Genomic DNA, 24,932 nt, shown 5'->3' on the forward strand with positions numbered 1-24,932 from the left:
GAAACGGCGCAATGCGGACGCTGCGCCTTGCAAACAAGGCCGATCTGCCTCAGTGTCCCGCGCCTCCCGTCAAGAACAAGAGAAAGAACACTCATGAAGCATCGCGCGCTCGGCCGCTCCGGCCTCACCGTCCCTCCTCTCTGCTTCGGCTGCAATGTGTTCGGCTGGACGGTGGACGAGGCGTCGTCGTTTCGCCTGCTCGACACCGTGCTGGAGCATGGACTGACGTTCCTCGATACGGCCGACGTCTATTCGCGTTGGGTGCCTGGCCATCACGGCGGCGAGTCCGAGACGATCATCGGCAAATGGATGAAGGCGCGCGGCAACCGCAACCGCATCATCCTCGCCACTAAGGTCGGCATGGACATGGGAGGCGGCAATGTCGGACTGAAGCCGGACTACATCGCGCGCGCCGTCGAGGACTCGCTGCGGCGGCTGCAGACCGACACCATCGACCTCTACCAGTCCCACAAGGACGATGAGACAACCCCGCAGGAAGAGACGCTCGCGGCCTATGACAAATTGATCAAGGCCGGCAAGGTCAGGGCGATCGGTGCCTCGAATTTCTCGGCGGGGCGGCTCAAGAGCGCGCTGGATATTTCCAAAGCCAATGGGCTGCCGCGCTACGAGAGCATGCAGCCGGAATACAGCCTGGCGGAGCGATCGAGCTACGAAGGCGCGCTGCAACGCATCTGTGTGGAGAACGACGTCGGCGTGATCACGTTCTTCTCCCTCGCCGCCGGATTCCTGACCGGCAAGTATCGCTCGGAGAGCGACTTCGCCAAGAGCCCGCGTGGCGCGCGCAGCATTCCGAAATACATGAACCCGCGCGGCATGCGGATCCTGGCCTGCCTCGACGAGGTCGCCGCGGAAACCCGCGCCGAGCCGGCAGCCGTCGCGCTCGCCTGGCTGATGGCCAAGCCCGGCATCACCGCACCGATTGCCAGCGCCACCAAGCCCGAGCAGGTCGCAACGCTTGTGGCTGCGGCGAGGCTCGAGCTGAGCAAGGCTCAGGTCGAGCGCCTGGACGCCGCGAGCGCGTAGCGGCGCGGTTCACTTCACCTCGCCCGCGTGCGGGGAGAGGTCGGAACGCATCGCCAGATGCGTTCCGGGTGAGGGGGAGCCTCCGCGAATGCAGCTATCAACGTAATCTGCGGGGACAGCGCCTAGCCCCACGGCCCGCGTTGGCCTGAGGCACCGCCCCACGGGCTGCGCGGCGGATAGCTGGCGCCGGCCGGGCGCGGCGCGGTCTGGGTGCCGAGTTCGGCGGCGAGCTGCTGGAGCGCGGCGATGCGGTTCGCGGTCGAGGGGTGGGTCGCGAACAGATTGTCGACGCCATGACCCGACAGCGGGTTGACGATGAACATGTGCGCGGTGGCCGGATTGCGCTCGGCCTCCATGTTCGGCACATGGTGCGCGGCGTTCTCGATCTTCGCAAGTGCGGACGCCAGCCACATCGGCCGGCCGACGATGCGCGCGCCAAAATTGTCGGCGGCGTATTCGCGGGTGCGGCTGATCGCCATCTGCACCAGCATGGCGCCGAGCGGTGCCAGGATCATCATCGCGATCGAGCCGACGATGCCGGGGCCGTTGTTGTTGCGGTTGCCGCCGAAGAACATGCCGAACTGCGCCAGCATCGAGATCGCGCCGGCGATCGTCGCGGTGATCGTCATGGTCAGCGTGTCGTGATGCTTGATATGCGCGAGCTCGTGCGCGATCACGCCGGCGAGCTCCTCGCGGCTGAGCTGCTGCATCAGTCCAGTGGTGACGGCAACCGCCGCATTCTCCGGATTGCGGCCGGTTGCGAATGCGTTCGGCTGCGCCTCGTCCATCACGAACATGCGCGGCATCGGCAGGCTCGCACGCTGCGCCAGCTCGGCGACGAGATTGTAAAGGTCCGGCGCCGAACGCGCATCGACCTGATGGGCGCCGTACATCGACAGCACCATGCGATCGGAATTCCAGTAGGTGAACAGATTTGTCGCAGCCGCAACGATTAGCGCGATCACGGCGCCGGTGCCGCCGCCGATGAGATAGCCGACGCCCATGAACAGGGCGGTGAGGCCGGCGAGCAGGAGCGCGGTGCGGAAATAGTTCATCGTGGTTCCCTCACGGCGAGCGGCATGCTGCCACAACTGACGCCGCTGAGGTAGGGATTTTGCCGCTGCAGCCGCAAGGGGAACGCGTGCGTCGCAGCGACGCGGCGCGGGTTAACGATTGGTCATGTGTCGCGATCCGTGGTCCGGATGGAACGCAGCGCAATCCGGGCCGTCCCCGCGGTGAAACCGCTTCCGGATTTCGCTTTCCGGGCTGCGGCTACGGCATCGTGGCTACTCCGCCGGCTCCTGCGCGCGCGCGGTTTCCTGCTCGCGCAGCGCGACCCGCAGCATGCGTGCGAGCTGGGCGCGGCTGTAGGGCTTGGCCAGGAACAGGATGCCCTGCTCGAGCTTGCCTTCCTGGTCGATGGCGTCATCGGTGTAGCCCGACGTGAACAGCACGCGCAGGCCGGGGCGCCGCTTCTGCGCTTCGGTGGCGAGGTCGCGTCCATTCATCGCACCGGGCATGATGACGTCGGTGAACAGGAGATCGACCGGCGCGCCGCTGTCGAGCACGGCGAGCGCTTCGCCGCCATTGTTGGCCGACAGCGTGGTGTAGCCGAGGCTCTCGATCTGGGTCAGCACGTAAGAGCGCACCAGTCTATCGTCCTCGACGACCAGCACGATTTCTTGCGCGCCGCGCAGCTCCGGCTGCCGCCGTTCCGGCACCGCGGCCGGCGAGAGCTCCGCCGCGCGCGGCAGATACAGCATCACCCGCGTGCCGCGGCCGACCTCGCTGTCGAGCGCGACGTGACCGTTGGACTGCTTCACGAAGCCGTAGACCATGGAGAGCCCGAGGCCCGTGCCCTTGCCGACGTCCTTGGTGGTGAAGAACGGCTCGAACACTTTGGCGAGATCGGCTTCCGCGATGCCCTGGCCGTTGTCGATCAGCGCGATCGCGACATAGTCGCCGGCGGCAAGTCCATCATGGCCGTGCACGTCTGATGGCTTCAGTTCGGCAGTGCGGGTCTCGATCCGCAGCCGGCCGCCCTTCGGCATCGCGTCGCGCGCGTTCAGCGCGAGATTGATGATCGCGGTGACCAGCTGGTTGGAATCGACCAGCGCGCGCGGCAGATCCGGCATCGGGCGAAAATCGATGTCGACATGGTCGCCGATGGTCGGCCGCAGCAGCTCGATGGTGTCGACCATCAACGCATTGACGTCGACATCGCTCGGCTGCAGCGGCTGCTTGCGCGCGAAGGCGAGCAGATGCCGCGTCAGCGACGCACCGCGCTCGGCGGCGTCGCGGATCAGACTGGTGATCTCGGTGAGTTGTCGGTTATGGGTGACCGCCTCGGCCAGGATGTCGATCGTACCGGTGATGACGGTGAGGATGTTGTTGAAGTCGTGCGCGATGCCGCCGGTGAGCTGGCCGACCGCTTCCATCTTCTGCGCCTGGCGGATCTTGCTCTCATTGACCTCGGCCTCGCGGAAACGCTCGAGCAGGACTTCCGAGCGCTGGCGCTGCCGCCCCTCTTCGGCGAGCGCGACATGGGCCTCGCACAGCTGCGCCTCGGTCGGGATCGCCAGGATTTTCGGGATCAGCGGCCAGAGCAGCACCGCGGTGAAGATCGAGGCTACGGCGGTGAGCGCCTTGACTATTCCTTCCAGCCCGTAGATCGGCACCCACAGCGTGTAGATCGAGAACACATGCGTGAGGCCGCAGGCGAGGATGAACGCGGCGAACGGCCAGGCCATCCAACCGAACTGGAAGTCGCGTCGCTTGGAGACGAGGATCGCCAGCGCAAACGGAATCGAGAAATACGAAGCGGCAATGATCGCGTCTGAAATCACGTGCAGCCAGATCAGCTCCGGCTCCCACAACAGGCAGATGCCGTGTGGCGAAAACGTCGACGAATCCAACAGACGCTCGAGAAAACTCCACATGGGTCCCTCCGGGCGTGATCGATCCGCCGACACCCCTGCCCGCGAATCACCAGCCGATGATAGCGGCGACGACTGAACCTGCCGAAGCCCAATTGGTCTAACAGGCCACCCCCGTTGTTGCCCGGTATCGCACTGGTGTATGCAGATCGGGCCTTGATCCCCCTTTGCCAGCCGGTGACATCGATGCCAGCATCTCCCCTCCGCGCCCCGATCATGATCGCAGCGATCGCGGGGGGGCTGGCGCTCTCCTCACTGGGTCAGGCGCAGCAGCCGCTGCCCAATCCCGCAGGCTCCGCCCCGGTCAGGCCGCGCCCGGCCGCGGTGGCCTCGCCAAGGGCTGCGTCCTGCCACAACGGGCAGAGCTTCGACCGATTCCTTGCCGAGCTGAAACAGAAGGCGGTCGCCGCCGGCGTCTCGCAGCGCACGATCGCGGAGGCCGCGCCCTACCTGGTCTACGACCAGGGCATCGTCAACCGCGACCGCGGCCAGCGCGTGTTTGGGCAGATCTTCACCCAGTTCGCCGGCCGCATGGCAGCGAACTACCGGATGCAGCAGGGCCAGCAGTACATCCGGACCTATGCCGCCGCGTTCGCGCGCGCCGAGAAGGAGTATGGCGTGCCGCCGGCGGTGATCGCCGCGTTCTGGGGACTGGAGAGCGATTTCGGCGCCCAGATGGGCAATCTCCCGACACTGAAATCATTGGTGTCGCTGGCCTATGATTGCCGCCGCTCGGAAATGTTCCAGGGCGAGACCATCGCGGCGCTGAAGATCATCGAGCGCGGCGACCTGACGCCCGATGAGATGATCGGCTCGTGGGCCGGCGAGCTCGGCCAGACGCAATTCCTGCCGACGCACTATTTCAACTATGCTGTCGACTATGACGGCGACGGCCATCGCAACCTGCTCGCCAGCGGCCCCGACGTGATCGGCTCGACCGCGAACTACATCGCCAACGGATTGAAATGGCGGCGCGGCGAGCCGTGGCTGCAGGAGGTGCGCGTGCCGCAGGCCGCGAATTTTCCTTGGGAACAGGCCGACCTCACCGTCAAGCTGCCGCGTTCGAAATGGGTTGCGCTCGGCGTCAGCCTGACCGACGGCAAGCCGTTGCCGAATGACGAGATGCCGGCCTCGCTGCTGCTGCCGATGGGCCGCATGGGTCCGGCGTTCCTCGCCTATCCAAATTTCGCCGCCTACACCGAGTGGAATAACTCGCTGATCTATTCGACCACCGCCGGCTATCTCGCGGGCCGCATCGCGGGCGCACCGCCGATGCAGCGGCCGCACGCGCCGGTGGCGCAGCTGCCGTTTGGCGAGATCAAGGAGTTGCAATCGCTGCTGGCGCGCGCCGGCTACGACGTCGGCAAGATCGACGGCGTGCTCGGCCAGGCGAGCCGCAGCGCGGTGAAGGCGATGCAGATGAAATACGGCCTGCCGGCGGATTCCTGGCCGACCGCGGAGCTCTTGGCCCGGATGCGCGGCGGCGGCCGTGCGCAACCGGCCGCGGACGCCACGATGCCGCCGACGCGGTAGGGACGTCGTGCCGAACGGCCTGCCCACTCTTGGTCCGTCATCCTGAGGTGCGAGCGCAGCGAGCCATCCTTCGAGGCTCGCTCCGCTCGCGCCTCAGGATGACGGATCAATGTACGGATCAATGTCCGGCACCACGAGCAATATTTGACCAAGTGTTACAGCCTTCCGCAGTTGTATTCTTCCCTTCGCGGCCCCATGTGCAGCATCGCCGTTCGGCAGATCCGGATTTCATCAGAACAAAGAGCATCCACATGTCCTTTTATGACGCCGTCGTCCCCGCGTACTTGCAGATCCTCAACAGCCTCACCGGCGAGCTGACCAAGGCCGAGGCGCATTGCGAGGCGAAGAAGATCGCGCCCGAGGTGCTGCTGGGGTCGCGGCTCTATCCGGACATGCTGCCGCTGACCAAGCAGGTGCAGCTGGTCTGTGACCACGCCGCACGCGGCTGTGCGCGGCTGACCCATAGCGAGGTGCCGTCGACGCCCGACACCGAGAAGAGTTTCGGCGAACTGAAGCAGCGGCTGGCGAAGACGATCGACTATGTGAAATCGTTCAAGCCGGAGCAGTTCGACGGCGCCGACGCCAAGGACGTCACCTTCCCGATCGGCGCCGATCGCACCATGACCCTGAAGGGCCAGCAATTCGTCAGCGCCTTCTCGTTCCCGAACTTCTACTTCCACGCCGTCACCGCGCACGGCATCCTGCGTCACAACGGCGTCGAGATCGGCAAGCGCGACTTCCTCGGCGTGAGCTGACGCGATATTCCCCACCGCGGGATTTTCCGCCTTCGCCGAGGCTTCGGCGCGACACGTCGCCTCACGCTCGCTCTCGTGCTACTGCTCCCTGACAACAACAAGACGTCAGGGAGCACGCTCATGTCGACCACGACCCACGCACCGAAAGCCATCGATCCCACAGCCTCGCTGCATGCGGAAGCGCTCGGGCTTGCGAAGAACCACGGCCGCCTGGCCGGCCGGCGCATCATCGTGGTCGGCGCGGGACAGCGCACGACCGTGGATGAAGCGCCGCCGATCGGCAACGGCCGCGCGATGAGCGTGCTGTTCGCGCGCGAAGGCGCCTCGGTCGCGTGCCTCGACGTCAACAAGGCAGCCGCCGACGACACCGTCGCGCAAATCACGGGCGAAGGCGGCAAGGCCTTCACCGATGTGGTCGATGTCTCCGACGTCGCGGCGATCGCGCCCGCGGTCGAACGCTGCGCCGAGAGGCTCGGCGGGCTCGACGGGCTGGCGCTGAATGTCGGCATTTCCTCCGGCCTGTCGCTGCCCAAGATGACGGCGGAAGCCTGGGACCGCGACTACGCCGTCAATGTGCGTAGCCACATGCTGTTCGCGCAGAAGGCGCTCGAGGTGATGGCGCCGGGCGGCGCGATCATCCTGATCTCCTCGATGGCGAGCCAGCGCGCCGGCGGGCGCAACCCGGCCTATGAATCCTCCAAGGCGGCGCAGATCGCGCTGGGACGGGCGATCGCGCGGGCCGGCGAGGACAAGGGCATTCGCTGCAATGTGATCGCGCCCGGCTTCATGGACACGCCGATGGGCCGCGATGCGAGCCGCAGGCGATCGGACCGCGCCCTGACAGTGCCTTTCGGCCGCCAGGGCACCGGCTGGGAGGTCGCCTATGCTGCGCTGTTCCTGATTTCGAATGAATCCTCCTATGTGAACGCGCATACCTTGTTCCTCGATGCCGGCCACATGGGCGGAATTGTGCGCGGCTAGCCTGCAAACTGGGCATATCCCGGCCATTGCGCTCGTCGCGGCAATGCACAATTCTCTCCCCATCGATCATTGTCTGGAACCATTTCACATGAGCCAACCGACCAAACTTCTCGAGCCCTACAAGCTTGGCCCGCTGACGCTGCCGAACCGTTTCGTGATGGCGCCACTGACGCGCAACCGCGCCGAACCCGGAAGCTTCGTGCCAAGCCCGCTCGCGGTGGACTATTACGGCCAGCGCGCCTCCGCCGGCCTTCTGATCACCGAGGCGAGCCAGGTCTCGCAGCAGGGCCAGGGCTATCAGGACACCCCCGGCATCTATTCGAAGGAACAGGTCGCGGCCTGGCGCAAGGTCACCGATCGCGTGCATGAGCGCGGTGGCCACATCTTCATCCAGCTCTGGCATGTCGGCCGTATTTCGCACACCTCGCTGCAGCCGAATGGCGGCGCGCCGGTGGCGCCGAGCGCAATCCGCGCCAAGACCAAGACCTTCGTAAACGGCACCTTCGCCGACGTGTCCGAGCCCCGCGCGCTGGAGCTGTCGGAAATCCCTGCCATCATCGAGGATTTCAAGCGCGGCACCGCGAATGCGCTGGCGGCCGGCTTCGACGGCGTCGAGATCCATGGCGCCAACGGCTATCTGCTCGACCAGTTCGCGAAGGACGGCACCAACAAGCGCACCGACGCCTATGGCGGTTCGATCGAGAAACGCGCCCAGCTGATGCTGGAGGTCTCCAAGGTGGTCGCCGAGGAGGCCGGCGCCGACCGTACCGGCATCCGCATCTCGCCGGTGACGCCGGCCAACGACGTCTCCGACAGCAATCCGCAGCCGCTGTTCGACTACATCGTCGACCAGCTCAATGCGCTGAAGCTGACCTATATCCACGTCATCGAGGGCGCGACCGGCGGCCCGCGCGATATCGCACCGTTCGACTACGCCTCGCTGCGCAAGCGCTTCAAGCAGGCCTATGTCGCCAACAACGGCTACGACTTCGCGCTGGCGGAGAAGGTGCTGGAGGCAGGTGCTGCCGACCTGATCGCGTTCGGCAAGCCCTTCATCTCGAATCCCGATCTGGTCGAGCGGCTCAAGGCCGGCGCCCCGCTCAACGACTGGGACAAGGCGACCTTCTACGGCGGCGGCGCCAAGGGCTACACGGATTATCCGACGCTGAAGGCGACCGAGGCGGCGGAGTAACGTACACCAAAGCCTGTCATGCCCCGCGAAGGCGGGGCATCCAGTATTCCAGAGACGCCAGCGATTGATCGAGACGCCGCGGCGTACTGGATCGCCCGGTCAAGCCGGGCGATGACAACGGAGAAAACAGAAAGGGCCGGGATCGCTCCCGGCCTTTCTTCATTGAGCGCACGCATTTGGATTCCTACGCCTCGGCAGCCTCGCCGCTCTCCACCTCCTCCGCCACCATGCGGTCGAGGTTTCGATTGAGCCGCCGCAGCAGGTCGAGCAGGGTTGCGGTTTCGGCCGCGCTGAAGCCCGCGAGCGCCCGGTCCTGATTGCGATGCAAGGCCTTGCGCGCGGCCGGCAGTTTCGCCCTGGCTGCCCTGGTCAGAGACACCAGCTGGCTGCGGCCGTCGCCCGGCATCGGCGTGCGCTGGACCAGGCCGTCGCGCTCCATCCGCGCCAGAATTTGTGCCATCGACGGCTGCTCGACCTTCGCGGCGCGGGCGAGATCGCGCTGTGACATCGCCTTGCCGTCGCGCAACAGATAGATCACCGGCAACTGGCCGATGCTGAAGCCGTGCGGCTTCACGCGCCGCTCACCGAGCCTGAGGAAGCTGCGCGAGGCCATGTTGACCAGCGGCGCCGGACGATCGAACAGGTCCCAGTCGGTCACGATCTCACCATTTACATAGGTACCTATCTAGATTATATAGGTCCCTATGTACCATGTTGTGAGCGTGGTGTCCATGAGTCCGAATCCAATTCGCATTGCCATCGTCGGCGCCGGCCCCGGCGGTCTGACGCTCGCCCGCCTGCTGCACGTTGCCGGGATCAAGACATGTCTGTTCGAGCGAGACAGCTCGGCAACCGAGCGGCCGCACGGCGGAACGCTCGACCTGCACGCCGAGAGCGGCCAGCTGGCGCTGGCGCGCGCCGGGCTCACCGTCGGCTTCCTGCGCATCGCACGTTACGAGGATCAGGGCAGCCGGCTCTATACGAGCGATGGCCGGGTGCTGCTCGCGGATGACGACATGACCGGCGACCGTCCGGAGGTCGATCGCACGGCGCTGCGCGACCTGCTGCTGCAATCCTTGCCGCCGGATGCCGTCGCCTGGGCGCGCTGCCTGCGCGAGGTCGTTCCTCGCGATGACGGCCGTTACGATCTTCTGTTTGACGGTGCGCGCGAAGGGCCGTTCGATCTCGTGATCGGCGCCGACGGCGCCTGGTCGCGGGTGCGGCCGCTGGTGTCGCGCTATCAGCCGCAATACAGCGGGTTGACCTTCATCGAGTTCGGCATCGACGATGTCGACACGCGGCACCCTGCCCTGTCGGAGTTGGTCGGCCGCGGCAAGATGGGCGCAGAGAGCGCCGGACGCAGCCTGATGGTCCTGCGCAACGGCAACGCCCATCTGCGCGGCTATGCGATGTTCCGTGTGCCCGTCGAATGGGTCGGGCGGCGGTTCGACGTCACCTCGCCGGCTGCGATGCGTCACGCGTTGCTTGGCGAATTCGCCGGATGGGCCGATGCCCTGCTCGACCTGCTCCGCGCCAGCAATGATCAATTCGCAATCCGGCCGATCCACGCGCTGCCCGTCGGGCATCATTGGACCAACCGCCCAGGCATCACCCTGCTCGGCGATGCCGCGCATCTGATGTCGCCGTTCGGTGGTGCAGGCGTCAACGCCGCGATGCTGGATGCGGTGGAACTCGCGGCGCATCTGGTGGGATCAAAGGATTGGCGCGCGGCCATTCGCGCCTACGAGACCGGAATGTTCGTGCGCGTCGCCCAGCCCGCCGGCGAGGCCGCCGAAGCCGCCGCGACCGAGCTGTCGCATATCAGCCAGGAACTGACGCTGGCGCACCACCAGGCGTACATGCAGATGCGCGCGGCAGCCGGCGACTCCGCGGCGCGGTAAAGCGCTGGTCATGCTCTGCGGCGCCGCATAGCATGGTCCGTATCAAACAAGCCTGAAGTCGGTCGCACGGAATGAACACCAACAACGCCGAGCATATCGTTCGCCGCGCGACCGCCGCATTCAACAGCGGCCGGCACGACAAGGCGATCGAGCTCTGCGAGCGCGGCCTTGCGCGCCAGCCCGGCGAGCCGATGCTGAGCCATCTGCTCGCTGCCGTATTGTTCGCCAAAGGCGAGATCGCGCCGGCCCGCAGGCATATCGAGACCAGCCTGGCGCGGCACCCGGACAATGCGGCGGCGCGGCTGCTCGCGGGGCGCCTCGCCCGCAGCGGCGGCGAATTCGACGCGGCACTGACGCATCTCGACCGCGCCATCGCGCTCAAGCCGCAACGCGAAGCTTTCCTCGAGAAGGCACGCACGCTGGAACTGGCCGGCCGCAAGGCACAGGCCCGCGAGGCCTGGGAGGCGATCCTCAAGGCCATCCCGGAGCATCAGGAAGCGAACGCAAGACTTGGCCGGCTGGCCTGGGAGGATGGCGACCTCGCCAGGGCCGCAGGCCTGCTCGAGCGCGCCGTTGCGAGCGCGGCGCCGGCCTCGGTGTGGTTCGATCTCGGCGTCGCAAAGCAGGATATGCGCGATCACGACAGCGCCGCACGCGCCTATCGCAAGGCGCTCGAGATCAAGCCGGATTACGCCGAAGCGGCACTCAATCTGGGGATCACGCTGCAGGAGAGCGGCAAGCCCGACGCCGCGATGCAGGCCTTCGCGCGCGCCTATGCCTTGCGTCCACAGCTGTTCGGATCGATCGCGATGGCGCTGACCTCGGCCCCGCACGGCCGGCTGTGGCTCGATGAGCGCGCGCTGCGCGCAGCGCTAGGTCACTAGCCGGCCGCGCTTGGCGCGGAAATGCTTGCGATAGACGTTGGGTGCGGCCAACACCTCGCCGACGACCTTCGAATAGGCTTCACGGTGCGCGTCGTCGAACGCTTCGAACACCAGTCCGGGGGCCGCGCGCGGCACCGCGAAGCATTGCACGACCGGCGTCCCCTTCCGTAGCACGCCGGCAAAATCAGGCTGGGTCCAGACTGCCGGGAAATTGATCCCGCCGTCGTGAAACCGGTCGGCGTCGACCAGTCCCGAGATCACGCGGAACGGCAGGTCGTCGCGATTGACCGGATGGGTCGCGAACAGCGACCAGCCCGGCTCGAGCTCGATGGTCCAGAAGCTGTTGAATTTCAGCGCGGCCTGCCCGTTGGCGAACGGCGCGCCGGCGAATTGCGCGACGGGATGAAAGCTGAGCGGCGCGCGCGGATGGCCCTGCGTTGCCGGCTCCGGAATGTCCCAATCCCAGGCGAAGGCGCCGCGCTCGACCCTGACGTCGCAAGGCAGCGGGATCATGACCCCATGGGCCATCGCATCGACGAAGGGCGGGCATTGCTTGACCGTGCGGATCTCGCGGTCGTGGATGTCGGAATGCGCCTTCGCCGGCATCGCACGCAGCCAATCGGGCAACGCAGCGCGGGCAGGGAACGGCCGCGGCAGATAATCGGCAAGCCGCGGGTCGCAGCGGAAAGTCATGCGCATGGCGAAACTCCGGGATCATGATGCGATGACGGCACGCGCATATGATCTCATCACGTCATTTGAGCACAATCCTGAACCGGTCTCCACAGCCGTCGATCCAGCAAAAAAGGCCGGGATTGCTCCCGGCCTTCTGCAGTTTGCGGATGGCGTGGGCGGTCAAGCCTTGCCGCCTTACTTCGCTTCGGCGCGCTTGGGCGGGGTCGCCGGCCACGACTTGATCAGCGTGTCGTAGTCGATCGTCTCGCCCTTCGGCTTCTCGTTCGCGAGCTTGCGCTGCGGAGCGATGGTGCCGTCCTTCTCGGCCTTCTTGTACCAGTACTCGGCGGTTTCCTTCTTGTTCAGCTTCGGTCCGCAGGCACCCTGCACACCGGACTTCTCAAGACGCTCCATCACCGAATCCTGGGCCGCGGCGAGCGCGTCCATCGCAGCTTGCGGCGTCTTCGCACCGGACGACGCATCGCCGATGTTCTGCCACCAGAGCTGAGCGAGCTTCGGATAGTCAGGCACGTTGTTGCCGGTCGGGGTCCACTGCACGCGCGCGGGCGAGCGGTAGAACTCGATCAGGCCGCCGAGCTTCGGCGCGCGCTCGGTGAACGACTTGTCCCAGATGTCGGATTCACGGATGAAGGTGAGACCGACATGGCTCTTCTTCAGGCTCGTCGTCTTGGAGACGATGAACTGCAGGTAGAGCCAGGCCGCCTTACGGCGATCGACCGGAGTCGACTTCAGCAGCGTGGCCGAACCCACGTCCTGGTAGCCGAGCTTCATGCCGTCCTTCCAGTACGCGCCGTGCGGCGACGGAGCCATACGCCACTTCGGCGTACCGTCCGCATTCATCACGGCAATCCCCGGCTTCACCATGTCGGCGGTGAAGGCGGTGTACCAGAAGATCTGCTGGGCGATGTTGCCCTGCGAAGGCACCGGGCCCGACTCGGAGAAGGTCATGCCCTGCGCCTGCGGCGGGGCATACTTCTTCATCCAGTCGAGATACTTGACGATCGAATAGACCGCCGCCGGGCCGTTGACGTCGCCGCCACGCTCGACCGACGAGCCGACCGGACGGCAGCCTTCCATGCGGATGCCCCATTCGTCGACCGGCAGGCCGTTCGGGAGACCCTTGTCGCCGTTGCCGGCCATCGACAGCCAGGCGTCGGTGAAACGCCAGCCGAGCGAGGGGTCCTTCTTGCCATAGTCCATATGGCCGTAGACCTTGACGCCGTTGATCTCCTTGACGTCGTTGGTGAAGAAGTCGGCGATATCTTCATAGGCCGACCAGTTCACGGGCACGCCGAGATCGTAGCCGTACTTGGCCTTGAACTTGGCCTTGTATTCCGGGTTGGTGAACCAGTCGTAGCGGAACCAGTAGAGGTTCGCGAACTGCTGGTCGGGCAGCTGATAGAGGTGACCGTTCGGTGCGGTCGTGAACGACTTGCCGATGAAGTCGTCGACGTCGAGCATCGGATCGGTGACGTCCTTGGCTTCGCCCTTCATCCACTCGGTCAGGTCGACGGCCTGGCCATAGCGGAAGTGGGTGCCGATGAAGTCGGAGTCGTTGATCCAGCCGTCATAGACGTTCTTGCCGGACTGCATCTGGGTCTGGATCTTCTCGACGACGTCACCTTCCTGGATGATGTCGTGCTTGACCTTGATGCCGGTGATCTCCTCGAACGCCTTGGCGAGCGTGCGGGATTCATATTCGTGCGTCGTCAGCGTTTCCGAGACGACGTTGATCTCCATGCCCTTGAAGGGGGCAGCGGCCTTGATGAACCACTGCATCTCCTTCATCTGGTCGTCCTTGGAGAGGGTCGACGGCTGGAATTCGCTGTCGATCCACTTCTTCGCGGCCGCCTCGTCGGCGCGGGCCGGCGCGACAAGAGTGACCGATGCTGCGACGAGCGCGACCGCGCTGGTCATCGTCAAAAGTCTATCTTTAGTCATTCGTAAATGTCGCATGTGATTCCTCCGGTTGCAGCGACTAAATCAGGCCCGGGTAGACCCCGGATCTGCTCTTTTTCGCGTTCTTCAGACGGTGCGAAAAATCACCACGGCTAAAAGAAGCGAAATTACCGTTCCGAGCCACAGGCTCGAAATCTCGACGCCCTCCCCGATCGGCAGGGTGAAAATCGGATCGGTGCCGACGAGGCCGATCCACAGCAAATGGATCACAGCCGCCAGCACCAGCGACACGAACAGTCGGTCGCCGCGTGTGGTCGGAATGCGCAGCACGCCGACCCGCTCCGCCTCGGGATAGGCGATCGCGAGCCAGGTCATCATCCCGAGCGTAGAGGCAAGCAGCACGAAGAAGACCGCGGTGGGCCAGGTCCATGCCATCCATGCGATGCTGTCCATGTCTCAGCTCCCTCCGTACGGCACACTGCGCCCCCTCTCCCATGGGGAGAGGGCCTGGGTGAGGGGGTACGGTGCATCGATAGAGTGAAACCCCTCACCCGGATTCGCCGCTTTGCGCCAAATCCGACCTCTCCCTTTGGGAGAGGTGAAACCATGCGTTGAGCTGCCACAGCGTGATCGCATCGTCATCCCTCACACCCGGCCGAGCGCGAAGCCGCGCGCGATGTAGTTGCGGACGAACCAGATCACGAGTGCTCCGGGGATGATAGTGAGCACGCCGGCCGCGGCGAGCAGGCCCCAGTCCATGCCGGCAGCCGAGACGGTGCGCGTCATGATCGCGGCGATCGGCTTGGCCTGCACCGAGGTCAGCGTGCGCGCCAGCAGCAGCTCGACCCAGGAGAACATGAAGCAGAAGAACGCGGCGACGCCGATCCCGCTCGCGATCAGGGGCACCAGGATCTTGATGAAGAAGCGCGGGAACGAGTAGCCGTCGAGGAAGGCGGTCTCGTCGATCTCGCGCGGCACGCCGGAGACGAAGCCTTCGAGGATCCACACCGCCAGCGGCACGTTGAAGATGCAGTGCGCGAGCGCAACCGCCCACGGCGTATCGAACAGGCCGATCGCCGAGTACAGGTTGAAGAACGGCAGCGCGTAGACCGCCGCCGGCGCCATGCGGTTGGACAATAGCCAGAAGAACAGGTGCTTGTCGCCGAGAAAGCGGTAGCGCGAGAATGCGTAGGCCGCCGGCAACGCCACCGCGATCGAGATCACGGTGTTGATGACGACATATTCCAGCGAGTTGATGTAGCCTGAGTACCAGCTCTCGTCGGTGAAGATGCGCCGGTAGTGCTGCAGCGTCGGCGTATGCGGCCACAGCGTCATCGTCGAGACGATCTCGGCGTTGGTCTTGAAGCTCATGTTGACGAGCCAGTAGATCGGCAACAGCAGGAACATCAGGAACAGCGCCATGACCAGGCGGCGGCCGGGGATCGAGTGCATCACGCCGCTCCTTCCTTGACCGGACGCTCGGAGCCGGCATTGGTCATCACGGTGTAGAACACCCAGCACACGATCAGGATGATCAAATTGTAGACCAGCGACAGCGCCGCGGCCTTGCCGAGGTCGAACTGGCCGAGCGCAATCTTGACGAGCTCGATCGAGACGAAGGTCGTCGAGTTGCCGGGACCGCCGCCGGTCACCACGAACGGCTCGGTGTAGATCATGAACGAGTCCATGAAGCGCAGCAGCACCGCGATCAGCAGCACGCGGTTCATCTTCGGCAGCTGGATCGCCTTAAACACCGCCCAGCGCGAGGCGCCGTCGATCTGCGCCGCCTGGTAGTAGGCGTCGGGGATCGACTTCAGGCCGGCGTAACAGAGCAGCGCGACGAGGCTGGTCCAATGCCAGACGTCCATCACGATCACCGTGACCCAGGCGTCGACCTCATTGGAGACGTAGTTGTAGTTGAAGCCGAGGTGGTTCAGCACATAGCCGAGCAGGCCGATATCGGGCCGGCCGAAGATCTGCCAGATGGTGCCGACCACGTTCCACGGAATCAAGAGCGGCAGCGCGAGGATGACGAGGCAGGCCGCGACGCTCCAGCCCTCGCGCGGCATCGACAGCGCGACGATGATACCGAGCGGCACCTCGATCGCAAGGATCACGGCGGAGAAGAACAGGTTGCGGCCGAGCGAGGCCAGGAAGCGGCCGCCGAGATCGGTCGACGGATCGAGCAGCTCCTTGAACCAGCCGACGCCGTTCCAGAAGAACTGGTTGTTGCCGAAGGTGTCCTGCATCGAATAGTTCACGACGGTCATCAGCGGCAGCACCGCCGAGAACGCGACCACCAGGAACACCGGCAGCACCAGGAACCAGGCTTTTTGGTTGATGGTCTTGTCCATCAGGCGACCCCTTCGACCAAATGGCTGTCGGCATAGACGTGGACGTTGGCGGGATTGAAGATCAGGCCGGCGGTATCGCCGGAGATCGAGAAGCCCGGCGGCACGCGCGCCGCGAGTTTGGTGTTGCCGATCCGGACGCGGGCGAACTGGACGCGGCCGAGATCGTCGATCCGCTCGATGGTGGCCGACAGCAGCCCGGACGCGGGTGCCGCGACATCGACAAATTCAGGCCGCACGCCGATCTCGATCTTCTTGCCGGCCGGCAGCACACCATAGTTTCGATGCAGGCCGATGACATGGCCGTCGATCCGCGCCTCGTGGCCGCTGACCTCGGCGGGCACGATGTTCATGCCGGGCGAGCCGATGAAGTAGCCGACGAAGGTGTGCGCCGGCTTGTCGAACAGTTCAGCCGGCGTGCCGCTCTGCACCACGCGGCCGTCATGCATGACGACGACGGTATCGGCAAAGGTCAGCGCCTCGGTCTGGTCGTGGGTGACGTAGATCATCGTGAGGTCGAGCTCGCGATGCAGCGCCTTCAGCTTGGAGCGCAGCTGCCATTTCAGCTCGGGATCGATCACCGTCAGCGGCTCGTCGAACAGCACGGCGGCGACGTCGGAGCGCACCAGGCCGCGGCCGAGCGAGATCTTCTGCTTCGCGTCGGCGGTGAGCCGCGTCGCCTTGCGATTGAGGTACGGCGTGAGGTCGAGCAAATCGGCGATTTGCCTGACCCGCGCATCGACCTCGGCCTTGGCGACGCCGCGGTTCTTCAGCGGGAAGGCCAGGTTCTGGCCGACCGTCATGGTGTCGTAGATCACCGGGAACTGGAACACCTGCGCGATGTTGCGCTTCTGCGTCGACAGCGGCGTGATGTCCTGGCCGTCGAACAGTATCTTGCCGCGCGACGGCGTCACGATGCCGGAAATCAGGTTCAATAGCGTGGTCTTGCCGCAGCCGGAGGGCCCGAGCAGCGCATAGGCGCCGCCCTGCCGCCAGGTCATCGTCACCGGTTTCAGCGCAAAGGATTCCAGCGGCGCGTCATTGCCGCTGTAGGATTGCGCGAGATCGACGAGGTCAATGCGAGCCATCGGGCATCTCCCTCAATTGCTCTTGCTGGCTGACGTGCGTGCCGCAAGCGAACTGCCGTACAATTCGCTTGCGAACGCGGTCGCGGGCGACGCGACCAGGCGGTCGGCGGCGTCAAATACAAAGATATTCTCGGGATCGAGCGCGGCTTCAAGCACCTGCCCGGGTTCATATTCGTGCACGCCGTGCAGCACCGCGACCCAGTTCGAATCGTGGACGTGAACGTGCACAAAGCTCTCCGACCCGGTGATCTCGGTCACCGTCACGGTGGCGGAGAATTTGTGGCGGCCGGGCACGACGCTCCCGACCTCGAGCTGGTGCGCGCGGAAGCCGATCTTGTACGTGCCGTCAGGCAGATTGGCATACAGCCCGGCCGCGGGCGCCTGCTCGCCGCCGGCATAGATCACCCGGTCACCATTCTTCTCGATGCCGATGATGTTGAGCGGCGGATCGGAGAACACCTGCGCGACGCGCAGCGTGTCGGGATGGCGGTAGACCTTCGGCGTTGCGCCGGTCTGCAGCGCCTGGCCTTCCCACATGCACACCGTATCGCCGCCGAGCAGCAGCGCCTCCGACGGCTCGGTGGTGGCATAGACGAAGATCGCACCCGATGCCTCGAAGATCCGCGGCAGCTCGGCGCGCAGTTCCTCGCGCAGCTTGTAGTCGAGATTGGCGAGCGGTTCGTCGAGCAGCACGAGGTCCGCGCCCTTGACCAACGCGCGCGCAATTGCGGTGCGCTGCTGCTGGCCGCCGGAGAGCTGCAGCGGCGTCCGCTTCAGATAGGGCTCGAGCCGCAACAGGCTGGCCGCCTCGGCCACCCGCTGCTCGATCTCGGCCTTCGGCTTGCCCTGCACCCGCAGCGGCGAGGCGATGTTCTCGTAGACCGATAGCGAGGGATAGTTGATGAACTGCTGATAGACCATCGCCACCGAGCGCTGCCGCACGTCGGCGCCGGTGACGTCCCTGCCGTCGACCAGCACGCGGCCGGTGGTCGGCTTGTCGAGGCCGGCGAGCAGCCGCATGATCGAGGTCTTGCCCGACAGCGTCGGCCCGAGCAGCACGCTGAGCGTGCCACGCTCCAGCGTCAGCGAAACATCGCGGATGGTCTGAATGCCATCCACGGTTCGCGTGACGTTCTGCAGTGTAACGCTCATGCCCGTCCTCCCGCTTCGCGGAGGGGACGTTCACCTGACACGCGGTTGGCGACCATCCACTCGTCGAGCGCGGCAATTTCACCCGCCGTCATCCGCAAGCCCAGCTTGGATCGTCGCCAGACGACATCGTCCGCGGTCCGCGCCCATTCGTTCGCCATCAGGTACCGGACTTCACTCTCCGTCAAGGTGGCGCCGAAGGAGCGGCCGAGATCATCAGCCGTTGCTGCATTGCCCACGACCTTGCTGGCGCGTGTGCCATAGGCGTGGGCGAGACGGTTGGCGTGGGACTGCGCGAGGAACGGATAGTTGCGAACCAGTTCGGCGCTCAGCGCCGCGACCGCGGAGACATCCATGTCGCCGCCGGGCAGCGGCGCCTTGCCGGTCCAGCCCTCCTGCGCTTTCGCGCCGCGGAGATAGGGCGACAGCCGCTCCAGCGCCTCTTCGGAGAGGCGGCGATAGGTGGTGATCTTGCCGCCATAGATCGACAGTAGCGGCGCACCGCCGGGCGTATCGAGCTCGAAGACGTAGTCGCGTGTCGCGGCCTTGGCTTCACTCGCGCCGTCGTCATAGAGCGGACGCACGCCGGAGTAATTCCAGACCACGTCCTCGGGCTTCACCGGCTTGGCAAGGTATTCGCTGGCGGAGGCACAGAGATACTCGATCTCCTCGCGCGTCGCCTTCACCTCGGCCGGGTCGCCGTCATAGTCGCGATCGGTGGTGCCGATCAGCGAGAAATCGTTCTGGTAGGGAATGACGAAGATGATGCGGCCATCGGCATTCTGGAAGATGTAGGCACGGTCGTGGTCGTAGAGTTTCGGCACGACGATATGCGAGCCTTGCACCAGCCGCACCTTGGCCCGCGCGTTGACGCCGGCGCCGGTGGCCAGCACCTGCTCGACCCAAGGACCGCCGGCATTGACCAGCACCCGCGCCTTGATGGTGTCGCGGGCGCCGGTCGCGCCATCCTCGACCGTGACGTGCCAGACGCCGTCGACCTGCCTGATCTCGACGGCGCGGGTGCGGGTGCGAATCTCGGCGCCGCGATCGGCGGCATCGCGCGCGGTCAGCGCCACCAGCCGCGCGTCGTCGACGAAGCAATCGGAATATTCAAAGCCCCTGGTGTAGCGGCCTGGGATCAGCGGCTTGCCGACCACGTCGCGCGTCAGGTCGACCGAGCGCGTCGCCGGCAGCAGATGCCGGCCGCCGATGTGGTCATAGAGGAAGAGGCCGAGCCGCAGCAGCCAGGCCGGGCGCAGGCCCGCATGGTGCGGCAAAACGAAGCGCAGCGGACGAATGATATGCGGCGCGATCTGCCAGAGGATCTCGCGCTCGATCAGCGCCTCGCGCACCAGGCGAAACTCGTAATACTCGAGATAGCGCAGACCGCCATGCACCAGCTTGGTCGACCAGGACGACGTCCCGCTGGCCAAGTCATTCATTTCACAGAGGAAAACAGAATTTCCCCGGCCCGCCGCATCGCGCGCGATGCCGCAGCCATTAACGCCGCCTCCAATGATGGCGAGGTCGTAAATGTGGTCCAAAGAACGCTTCCCCCGGCAACCGCCTTCGCTTTGACGGTTTTACTTTCGGATCGGAGTAAATCACAACCGAAAACGAAAGCAAAGTGAAAATGGGGAACTTTAGTTGGGGATTTTTTGGGCGGACTGCGTGCGGAATGATGGACAGGCTCACCCCAACTGACCCCGCGCCCTCACTTAACCCGTCACCCCTGATGAGGTGCGAGCGGAGCGAGCCTCGAAGGGTGCAAGGCCCCATTGTGGCCGCTCACCCTTCGAGGGCCGCTGAAGAAGCGACCGTCTCACAAGGTAACGGTGAGCGAGTTGTCGTGCGGGGACGATGGGCCGACGGCGGCGATATCGTTGAAATCGACTACGCGCTGCGCAGCGTCGCGCGGGTGCGGCGTCGGCGCCGTTGTCGTCGATATCGGCCTGCGGCTTGTCCATCGCCACCACCACCTCGATCCCTCTGCTGTGGCAGATATTGGCGAGGCCCGCGGGCAACGGCGAGTCGGTGACGAAGGTCTGGATCTGGCTCATATGGGCGATCCGCACCGGCGCGCTGCGGCGGAGCTTGGTCGCATCGGATACCAGCATCACGTTGCGCGCGTTGGCGATGATCGCCTGCGCCACCTGCACCTCGCGATAGTCGAAGTCGAGCAGCGCGCCCTCCTCGTCGATCGCCGACGCGCCGATGATCGCGTAGTCGACCTTGAACTGGCCGATCAGCTGCGTCGCGGTGGAGCCGACCACGGCGCCGTCGGCGCGGCGCACCGTGCCGCCGGCCACCACCACCTCGATGCGCGGATGACGGTACAGCAGCATCGCGACGTTAAGGTTGTTGGTGATGACCAGCAGGTCCTCATGCGAGGTCAGTGCGCTGGCGACCTCTTCCGTGGTGGTGCCGATATTGATGAACAGCGAGCAGCCGTTCGGAATCCGCGCGGCCGCGGCGGCGCCGATCGCCTTCTTCTCCTCGGCGGCGACGAAGCGGCGCGCCTCATAGGCGAGGTTCTCGACGCCCGAGGCGATGATCGCGCCGCCATGGATGCGGGTCAGCGACCGCTCGTCGCAGAGATCGTTGAGGTCCTTGCGGATGGTCTGCGCCGACACCTCGAATCGCTTGGCAAGGTCCTCGACCATGACCCGGCCGAAAGCGCGTGCGATGTTGAGGATTTCAGTCTGGCGATGGGAGAGTCCGGCCACGGCGGCCCCCTTGAAACGGCGAATGACCCATGGTGCGACCGTTCGGCACGGAGGTCAACGAGCTAGCATCGACGGGGTTAAGGACTGCGTTGCAGCAATGTCGAGCCGGCGACGTTTGGGCACAATGCCTCACCACGCCGTTTCCTCACCAAGCCATCGCCGATGCGACCAGGCGAATCAATTCCGGATCGTCGAATGCCGCCGCGCTGGCGACGGCGCCGGCCGCGAGCAGATCGGCATGACCGAGCCCGGTTCGCATCCCGATCGTCGCGATGCCCGCCGCCGTCGCGGACTGGATGCCGGAGCGCGAATCCTCGAACGCGAGCGAAGCCTGCGCCGACGCGCCGGCGAGGCGCAGCCCCTCGAGATACGGCAGGGGATGCGGCTTGCCGTGCGCCAGTTCATCGCCGATCACGACAGCCTTGAAACGGTGCGCGATACCCAGTCCCGAGAGCAGCAGTTCGGCGTTCGGGCGCGGCGCATTGGTCACCGCCACCATCGGCACGCCGGCGCGATCGGCCCGGTCGAGCAACGCCATCAATCCCGGCACCGGCACGATCTGGCCGGAGACCAATTCGCGGAAGATCCGCTCCTTTTCGCCGAGGATGCTGGCGCGGCGGTCGGGCGGTTCGCGGGTGAGGAAACGCTCGCCGATCGACGCATTGGAGAAGCCTTGCAGCTCCTCGCCGAAGCGCGCGTGATCGAAGCTGTGTCCATGGGGGCCGAGCACCCGGTTGAACGCCGCCAGATGCAGCGGATCGGTGTCGGCGAGCGTGCCGTCGATATCGAACAGCAGCGCCTTGCCTTGTGTCTGCGGCATCCGAAAAAGTTCCGTGAGTTCGGATGCATCAATACAGACTCTTGCGGCGCGCGCAAACGGCGCACCGCGTGGCTCCTCAGGAGGCCATCTGCAGATCCTGGCCGGTGACCAGGCGTCGCGCCGCGCGCTCGGCCTCGCGTGCGTTGCGGAAGATCTGGCCCTCCAGGGCTTGGAACCGGTGCGAAGCCGCGAAAAACGCGTAACCCCTGGTATCGCGCACCACGATACCCGCGGTCTCGGAACTTACTTCGATGACGTAGCAGTCTGACATTATCGGCCTCGGTTTGATTCCGCGCCGACAACGGCATCGCCGCCCGATTGTTCCTGAATTTTTTGCGAAGCGAAGCGCCGCTTTTTGCAATCGAGCGGCGCTCCGGTCTCAGTTTGGACGCGTTTTCTCTTGCGCCGAATCAGCGGCGCTTTTCGCGCGAAAGACGTCAGGTCGAAATCGTCGCCCCATCGCGCTGGATCGGTTGCGGACGGCCCTGATCGTCGATCGAGACGTAGGTGAAATTGCCGTCGGTGACGAGGATCGACTGCTGTTCGCGGCGGCGCAGTACCCAGGCTTCGAGATGCACTGTGATCGAGGTGCGGCCGACGCGCACGAGATTGGCGTGCACCGAAACGAGATCGCCGACATAGACCGCCTTGCGGAAGTTCATCGCCTCGATCGCAACCGTCACGGTGCGTGACTTCGCCAGCTTGGAAGCGAACACGCCGCCGCCGACGTCCATCTGGCTGAGCAGCCAGCCGCCGAAAATGTCGCCATTGGCGTTGGTGTCGGCAGGCATCGCCAGCGTGCGGATGCAGAGATCGCCCTGCGGCTCGTTGCCGCTGATCGGCGGCGCGTGAGCATGCGTTTCAGGCGCTTGGGTATCGGTCACTTGAAGGTCTCCCAGCCTGCGTCGGGTGCGAAACGATCGCCGAACTTCTGCGCCAGCGCGCGCAGCGCGGATACGATGCTGTCGACGCCGCGCGTGCGCGCGTAGTTGAGCGGGCCGCCGCGGAACGGGGCATAGCCGGTGCCGAAGATCATCGCGCCGTCGACCATATCGGCGTCGTCGACGATGCCTTCGCGCAAGACGGCGATGCAGACATTGGAGATCGGCAGCACCAGCCGATCGATCATCTCGTCGCTGACTTTCGGACCGGTCTCCGGCAGCGGCGCCTTCTCCGCCTTGCCGTCCTTCCAGCTGTAGAAGCCCTTGCCGGTCTTGCGGCCGAGCTCACCCCTGGCGACCTTTTCGCGCAGCCAGGCCGGCGTCGGCGGCAAGGTGTCGCCGAACTTCGAGCGCAGCATGTCGCCGACATCGAGGCAGATATCTAGGCCGACCTGGTCGGCGAGCTCGATCGGCCCCATCGGCATGCCGAACTCGACGGCGGCCGCGTCGATCAGGCGCTGGTCGGTCTTCTCGTCCAGCATCATCATCGCTTCCAGCATGTAGGGCGTCAGCGCGCGGTTGACGAGGAAGCCCGGCGAGCTCTTCACCGGCAGCGGCAGACGATCGATGGCGCCGACAAAGGCGCGCGCTTCCCTGAGCATCGCGGCATCGGTGCCGTCATGGCTGACGACCTCGACGAGCTGCAGCCGCGACACCGGGTTGAAGAAATGCAGCCCGAGCAGCCGCTCCGGCCGCGCCAGCGTGGTGCGCAGATCCTGCAAGGGAATGCTCGACGTGTTGGTGGCGAGGATCGTGTCCTGCTTCATCTTCGGCTCGAGCGAGGCATAGACCTTCTGCTTGAGCTCGAGCTTCTCCGGCACCGCCTCGATGATCAGATCGGCGTTGCGAACGCCCTCGCCGTCCATGTCGGGGATCAGCCGGTCCAGCGCGTCGCGCTGGTCGATCTTGCTGCGCATGATCTTGCCGAACAGCTCGGCGGCGCGCTTCATCGCGCCCGCGATCGGCTCGGCCTTCATGTCGGCGAGCGTGACGCGCATGTCCTGGCTGGCGCACCAGGCCGCGATATCGCCGCCCATTGCGCCGGCGCCGATGACATGGACGTGCTGCACCTTGTTGCCGCTGCCGGCCGCCTTCTTCATCTGCTCGCGCAGGAAGAACACCCGGATCAGATTCTGCGCTGATGGCGTCACCATCAGATTGGCGAAGGAGGCCTTCTCCGCATTCAGCATCGCCGAGCGGTTGCCGGCGTGCTTCTCCCAGAGCTCGATCAGCGCATAGGGCGCCGGATAGTGCTTGCGCGGCGCGGCCTTCTCCGCCTGGCTGCGCATCCGTGAGGCAAGCAAGCCCCTGATCGGACCAAGATTGAGGATCGCGTTGAGCATGCCGGGCTTGGCGCGCTTCAGCCGGCCGAACACCGCATCCTTCACCGCGTTGCGGACATGGCGCTCCTGGGTGACCGCGTCGACCAGGCCGAGCGATTTGGCGCGGCGTGCGTCGATCGTCTTGCCGGTCAGCATCAAGGTCATCGCCTGCATCGGCTTAACCAGCTCGGTGAAGCGCACGGTGCCGCCGAGGCCGGGATGCAGGCCGAGCAACACCTCGGGGAAGCCGAATCTGGCATCGTCGATCGCGATCCGCATCTGGCAGGCCAGCGCAACCTCGAGGCCGCCGCCGAGACAGAAACCGTGGACCACGGCGACCGAGGGCACGCGCAGCGCCTCGAGCCGGTCGATCACCGCATGGGCGCGGCCGATCTCGGTCTCGACCGCCCGCGGGTCGCTGGCGCCGCGAAATTCATTGACGTCGGCACCGGCGATGAAGCCGCTCTTCTTCGCCGAGCGCACCACGAGGCCGGTCGGCCGCTGGCTCTCCAGCGCCGTGACGACCGCATCGAGCTCCTCGAGAAGATCGGCGGACAGCGTGTTGGCGCTGGTGCCGGCGCGGTCGAACAGCAGCCAGGCGATGCCGTCCTCGTCACGCGTCAGCTGGAAATTCTTGTAGGGACTGTCGGCGGCCGGCTTCGGCCCGAGCTCGAGCACGCGATCGGCGAGAACGTCCATGATCCGTGAATCCAT

Annotated in this window: 22 protein-coding genes and 1 pseudogene; 7 read left to right on the plus strand and 16 right to left on the minus strand. The window is 65.5% G+C overall.

Annotated elements, in window-relative coordinates; genetic code table 11:
- Positions 1 to 93: 93 nt before the first annotated feature.
- Positions 94 to 1,044, plus strand: a complete 951-nt coding sequence (locus tag ACVW1C_RS10120) for an aldo/keto reductase (protein WP_456758297.1) — start codon at positions 94 to 96, stop codon at positions 1,042 to 1,044.
- Between the two features lie 122 nt (positions 1,045 to 1,166).
- Here the strand turns inward: ACVW1C_RS10120 and htpX are convergent, their stop codons facing one another.
- Together htpX and ACVW1C_RS10130 are read right to left on the minus strand one after the other, a co-directional pair.
- Positions 1,167 to 2,099, minus strand: coding sequence for a zinc metalloprotease HtpX (htpX, locus tag ACVW1C_RS10125; protein WP_456758298.1), 933 nt, complete (start codon positions 2,097 to 2,099; stop codon positions 1,167 to 1,169).
- A 231-nt stretch (positions 2,100 to 2,330) separates the two neighbouring features.
- Entirely contained in the window at positions 2,331 to 3,983 is a 1,653-nt protein-coding gene (locus ACVW1C_RS10130) for an ATP-binding protein (RefSeq protein WP_456758299.1), read from the minus strand.
- A 213-nt stretch (positions 3,984 to 4,196) separates the two neighbouring features.
- Here ACVW1C_RS10130 and ACVW1C_RS10135 point away from each other — a divergent pair, with 213 nt between their 5' ends.
- The 4 genes from ACVW1C_RS10135 (at position 4,197) to ACVW1C_RS10150 (ending at position 8,441) form a co-directional block, all read left to right on the plus strand.
- Positions 4,197 to 5,513, plus strand: coding sequence for a lytic murein transglycosylase (locus ACVW1C_RS10135; protein ID WP_456763039.1), 1,317 nt, complete (start codon positions 4,197 to 4,199; stop codon positions 5,511 to 5,513).
- Between the two features lie 251 nt (positions 5,514 to 5,764).
- A complete protein-coding gene (locus ACVW1C_RS10140) occupies positions 5,765 to 6,268 on the plus strand; it encodes a DUF1993 domain-containing protein (protein WP_456758300.1) in 504 nt (167 codons plus the stop codon).
- 120 nt (positions 6,269 to 6,388) lie between these two features.
- Positions 6,389 to 7,249, plus strand: a complete 861-nt coding sequence (locus ACVW1C_RS10145) for an SDR family NAD(P)-dependent oxidoreductase (RefSeq protein WP_456758301.1) — start codon at positions 6,389 to 6,391, stop codon at positions 7,247 to 7,249.
- 88 nt (positions 7,250 to 7,337) lie between these two features.
- Entirely contained in the window at positions 7,338 to 8,441 is a 1,104-nt protein-coding gene (locus tag ACVW1C_RS10150; RefSeq protein WP_456758302.1) for an alkene reductase, read from the plus strand.
- Positions 8,442 to 8,625: 184 nt separating this feature from the next.
- Here the strand turns inward: ACVW1C_RS10150 and ACVW1C_RS10155 are convergent, their stop codons facing one another.
- Complete coding sequence (locus ACVW1C_RS10155; RefSeq protein ID WP_456758303.1) at positions 8,626 to 9,099, minus strand: MarR family winged helix-turn-helix transcriptional regulator; 474 nt, start codon at positions 9,097 to 9,099, stop codon at positions 8,626 to 8,628.
- Between the two features lie 73 nt (positions 9,100 to 9,172).
- Between ACVW1C_RS10155 and ACVW1C_RS10160 the strand changes: the two genes are divergently transcribed.
- The gene (locus ACVW1C_RS10160) at positions 9,173 to 10,342 is read left to right on the plus strand and encodes an FAD-dependent oxidoreductase (protein ID WP_456758304.1); all 1,170 of its coding nucleotides are present in this window, start codon (positions 9,173 to 9,175) and stop codon (positions 10,340 to 10,342) included.
- Positions 10,343 to 10,413: 71 nt separating this feature from the next.
- Entirely contained in the window at positions 10,414 to 11,226 is an 813-nt protein-coding gene (locus ACVW1C_RS10165) for a tetratricopeptide repeat protein (RefSeq protein ID WP_456758305.1), read from the plus strand.
- Here the strand turns inward: ACVW1C_RS10165 and ACVW1C_RS10170 are convergent.
- The 13 genes and pseudogenes from ACVW1C_RS10170 to ACVW1C_RS10230 all read right to left on the minus strand — a co-directional run bounded on the left by ACVW1C_RS10170 (position 11,215) and on the right by ACVW1C_RS10230 (position 24,932).
- The gene (locus ACVW1C_RS10170) at positions 11,215 to 11,925 is read right to left on the minus strand and encodes a hypothetical protein (protein ID WP_456758306.1); all 711 of its coding nucleotides are present in this window, start codon (positions 11,923 to 11,925) and stop codon (positions 11,215 to 11,217) included. The genes ACVW1C_RS10165 and ACVW1C_RS10170 overlap by 12 nt on opposite strands.
- Positions 11,926 to 12,096: 171 nt before the next feature.
- Positions 12,097 to 13,839 (minus strand): ABC transporter substrate-binding protein, encoded by a 1,743-nt coding sequence (locus ACVW1C_RS10175; protein ID WP_456763040.1) that lies wholly within the window; start codon positions 13,837 to 13,839, stop codon positions 12,097 to 12,099.
- Between the two features lie 108 nt (positions 13,840 to 13,947).
- Positions 13,948 to 14,274 carry a DUF2160 domain-containing protein gene (locus ACVW1C_RS10180; RefSeq protein ID WP_456758307.1) on the minus strand — a complete coding sequence of 109 codons (327 nt, stop codon included), beginning with the start codon at positions 14,272 to 14,274 and terminating at the stop codon, positions 13,948 to 13,950.
- Positions 14,275 to 14,466: 192 nt separating this feature from the next.
- Positions 14,467 to 15,273: a carbohydrate ABC transporter permease gene (locus tag ACVW1C_RS10185; protein ID WP_456758308.1), complete on the minus strand. Its 807-nt coding sequence runs from the start codon at positions 15,271 to 15,273 to the stop codon at positions 14,467 to 14,469.
- Positions 15,273 to 16,175 carry a carbohydrate ABC transporter permease gene (locus ACVW1C_RS10190; RefSeq protein ID WP_092124514.1) on the minus strand — a complete coding sequence of 301 codons (903 nt, stop codon included), beginning with the start codon at positions 16,173 to 16,175 and terminating at the stop codon, positions 15,273 to 15,275. The genes ACVW1C_RS10185 and ACVW1C_RS10190 overlap by 1 nt, the downstream gene beginning before the upstream one ends.
- The gene (locus ACVW1C_RS10195) at positions 16,175 to 17,260 is read right to left on the minus strand and encodes an ABC transporter ATP-binding protein (protein ID WP_456758309.1); all 1,086 of its coding nucleotides are present in this window, start codon (positions 17,258 to 17,260) and stop codon (positions 16,175 to 16,177) included. Before ACVW1C_RS10195 ends, ACVW1C_RS10190 begins: the two co-directional genes overlap by 1 nt.
- Positions 17,261 to 17,272: 12 nt before the next feature.
- Positions 17,273 to 18,412 carry an ABC transporter ATP-binding protein gene (locus ACVW1C_RS10200; RefSeq protein WP_456758310.1) on the minus strand — a complete coding sequence of 380 codons (1,140 nt, stop codon included), beginning with the start codon at positions 18,410 to 18,412 and terminating at the stop codon, positions 17,273 to 17,275.
- Positions 18,409 to 19,953 carry a glycerol-3-phosphate dehydrogenase gene (gene glpD / locus ACVW1C_RS10205; protein WP_456758311.1) on the minus strand — a complete coding sequence of 515 codons (1,545 nt, stop codon included), beginning with the start codon at positions 19,951 to 19,953 and terminating at the stop codon, positions 18,409 to 18,411. The genes ACVW1C_RS10200 and glpD overlap by 4 nt, the downstream gene beginning before the upstream one ends.
- 369 nt (positions 19,954 to 20,322) lie before the next feature.
- A pseudogene (locus ACVW1C_RS10210) lies at positions 20,323 to 21,135 on the minus strand (DeoR/GlpR family DNA-binding transcription regulator); the annotation flags it as partial.
- Positions 21,136 to 21,280: 145 nt separating this feature from the next.
- On the minus strand, positions 21,281 to 21,955 hold the full coding sequence (locus ACVW1C_RS10215; protein ID WP_456758312.1) for an HAD family hydrolase: 675 nt from the start codon (positions 21,953 to 21,955) through the stop codon (positions 21,281 to 21,283).
- A gap of 76 nt (positions 21,956 to 22,031) precedes the next feature.
- Positions 22,032 to 22,226 (minus strand): hypothetical protein, encoded by a 195-nt coding sequence (locus ACVW1C_RS10220; protein ID WP_176533195.1) that lies wholly within the window; start codon positions 22,224 to 22,226, stop codon positions 22,032 to 22,034.
- 166 nt (positions 22,227 to 22,392) lie between these two features.
- Complete coding sequence (locus ACVW1C_RS10225; RefSeq protein ID WP_456763041.1) at positions 22,393 to 22,746, minus strand: acyl-CoA thioesterase; 354 nt, start codon at positions 22,744 to 22,746, stop codon at positions 22,393 to 22,395.
- A gap of 89 nt (positions 22,747 to 22,835) precedes the next feature.
- Complete coding sequence (locus ACVW1C_RS10230; protein ID WP_456758313.1) at positions 22,836 to 24,932, minus strand: 3-hydroxyacyl-CoA dehydrogenase NAD-binding domain-containing protein; 2,097 nt, start codon at positions 24,930 to 24,932, stop codon at positions 22,836 to 22,838.

This window comes from Bradyrhizobium sp. USDA 4011 (assembly GCF_054063415.1).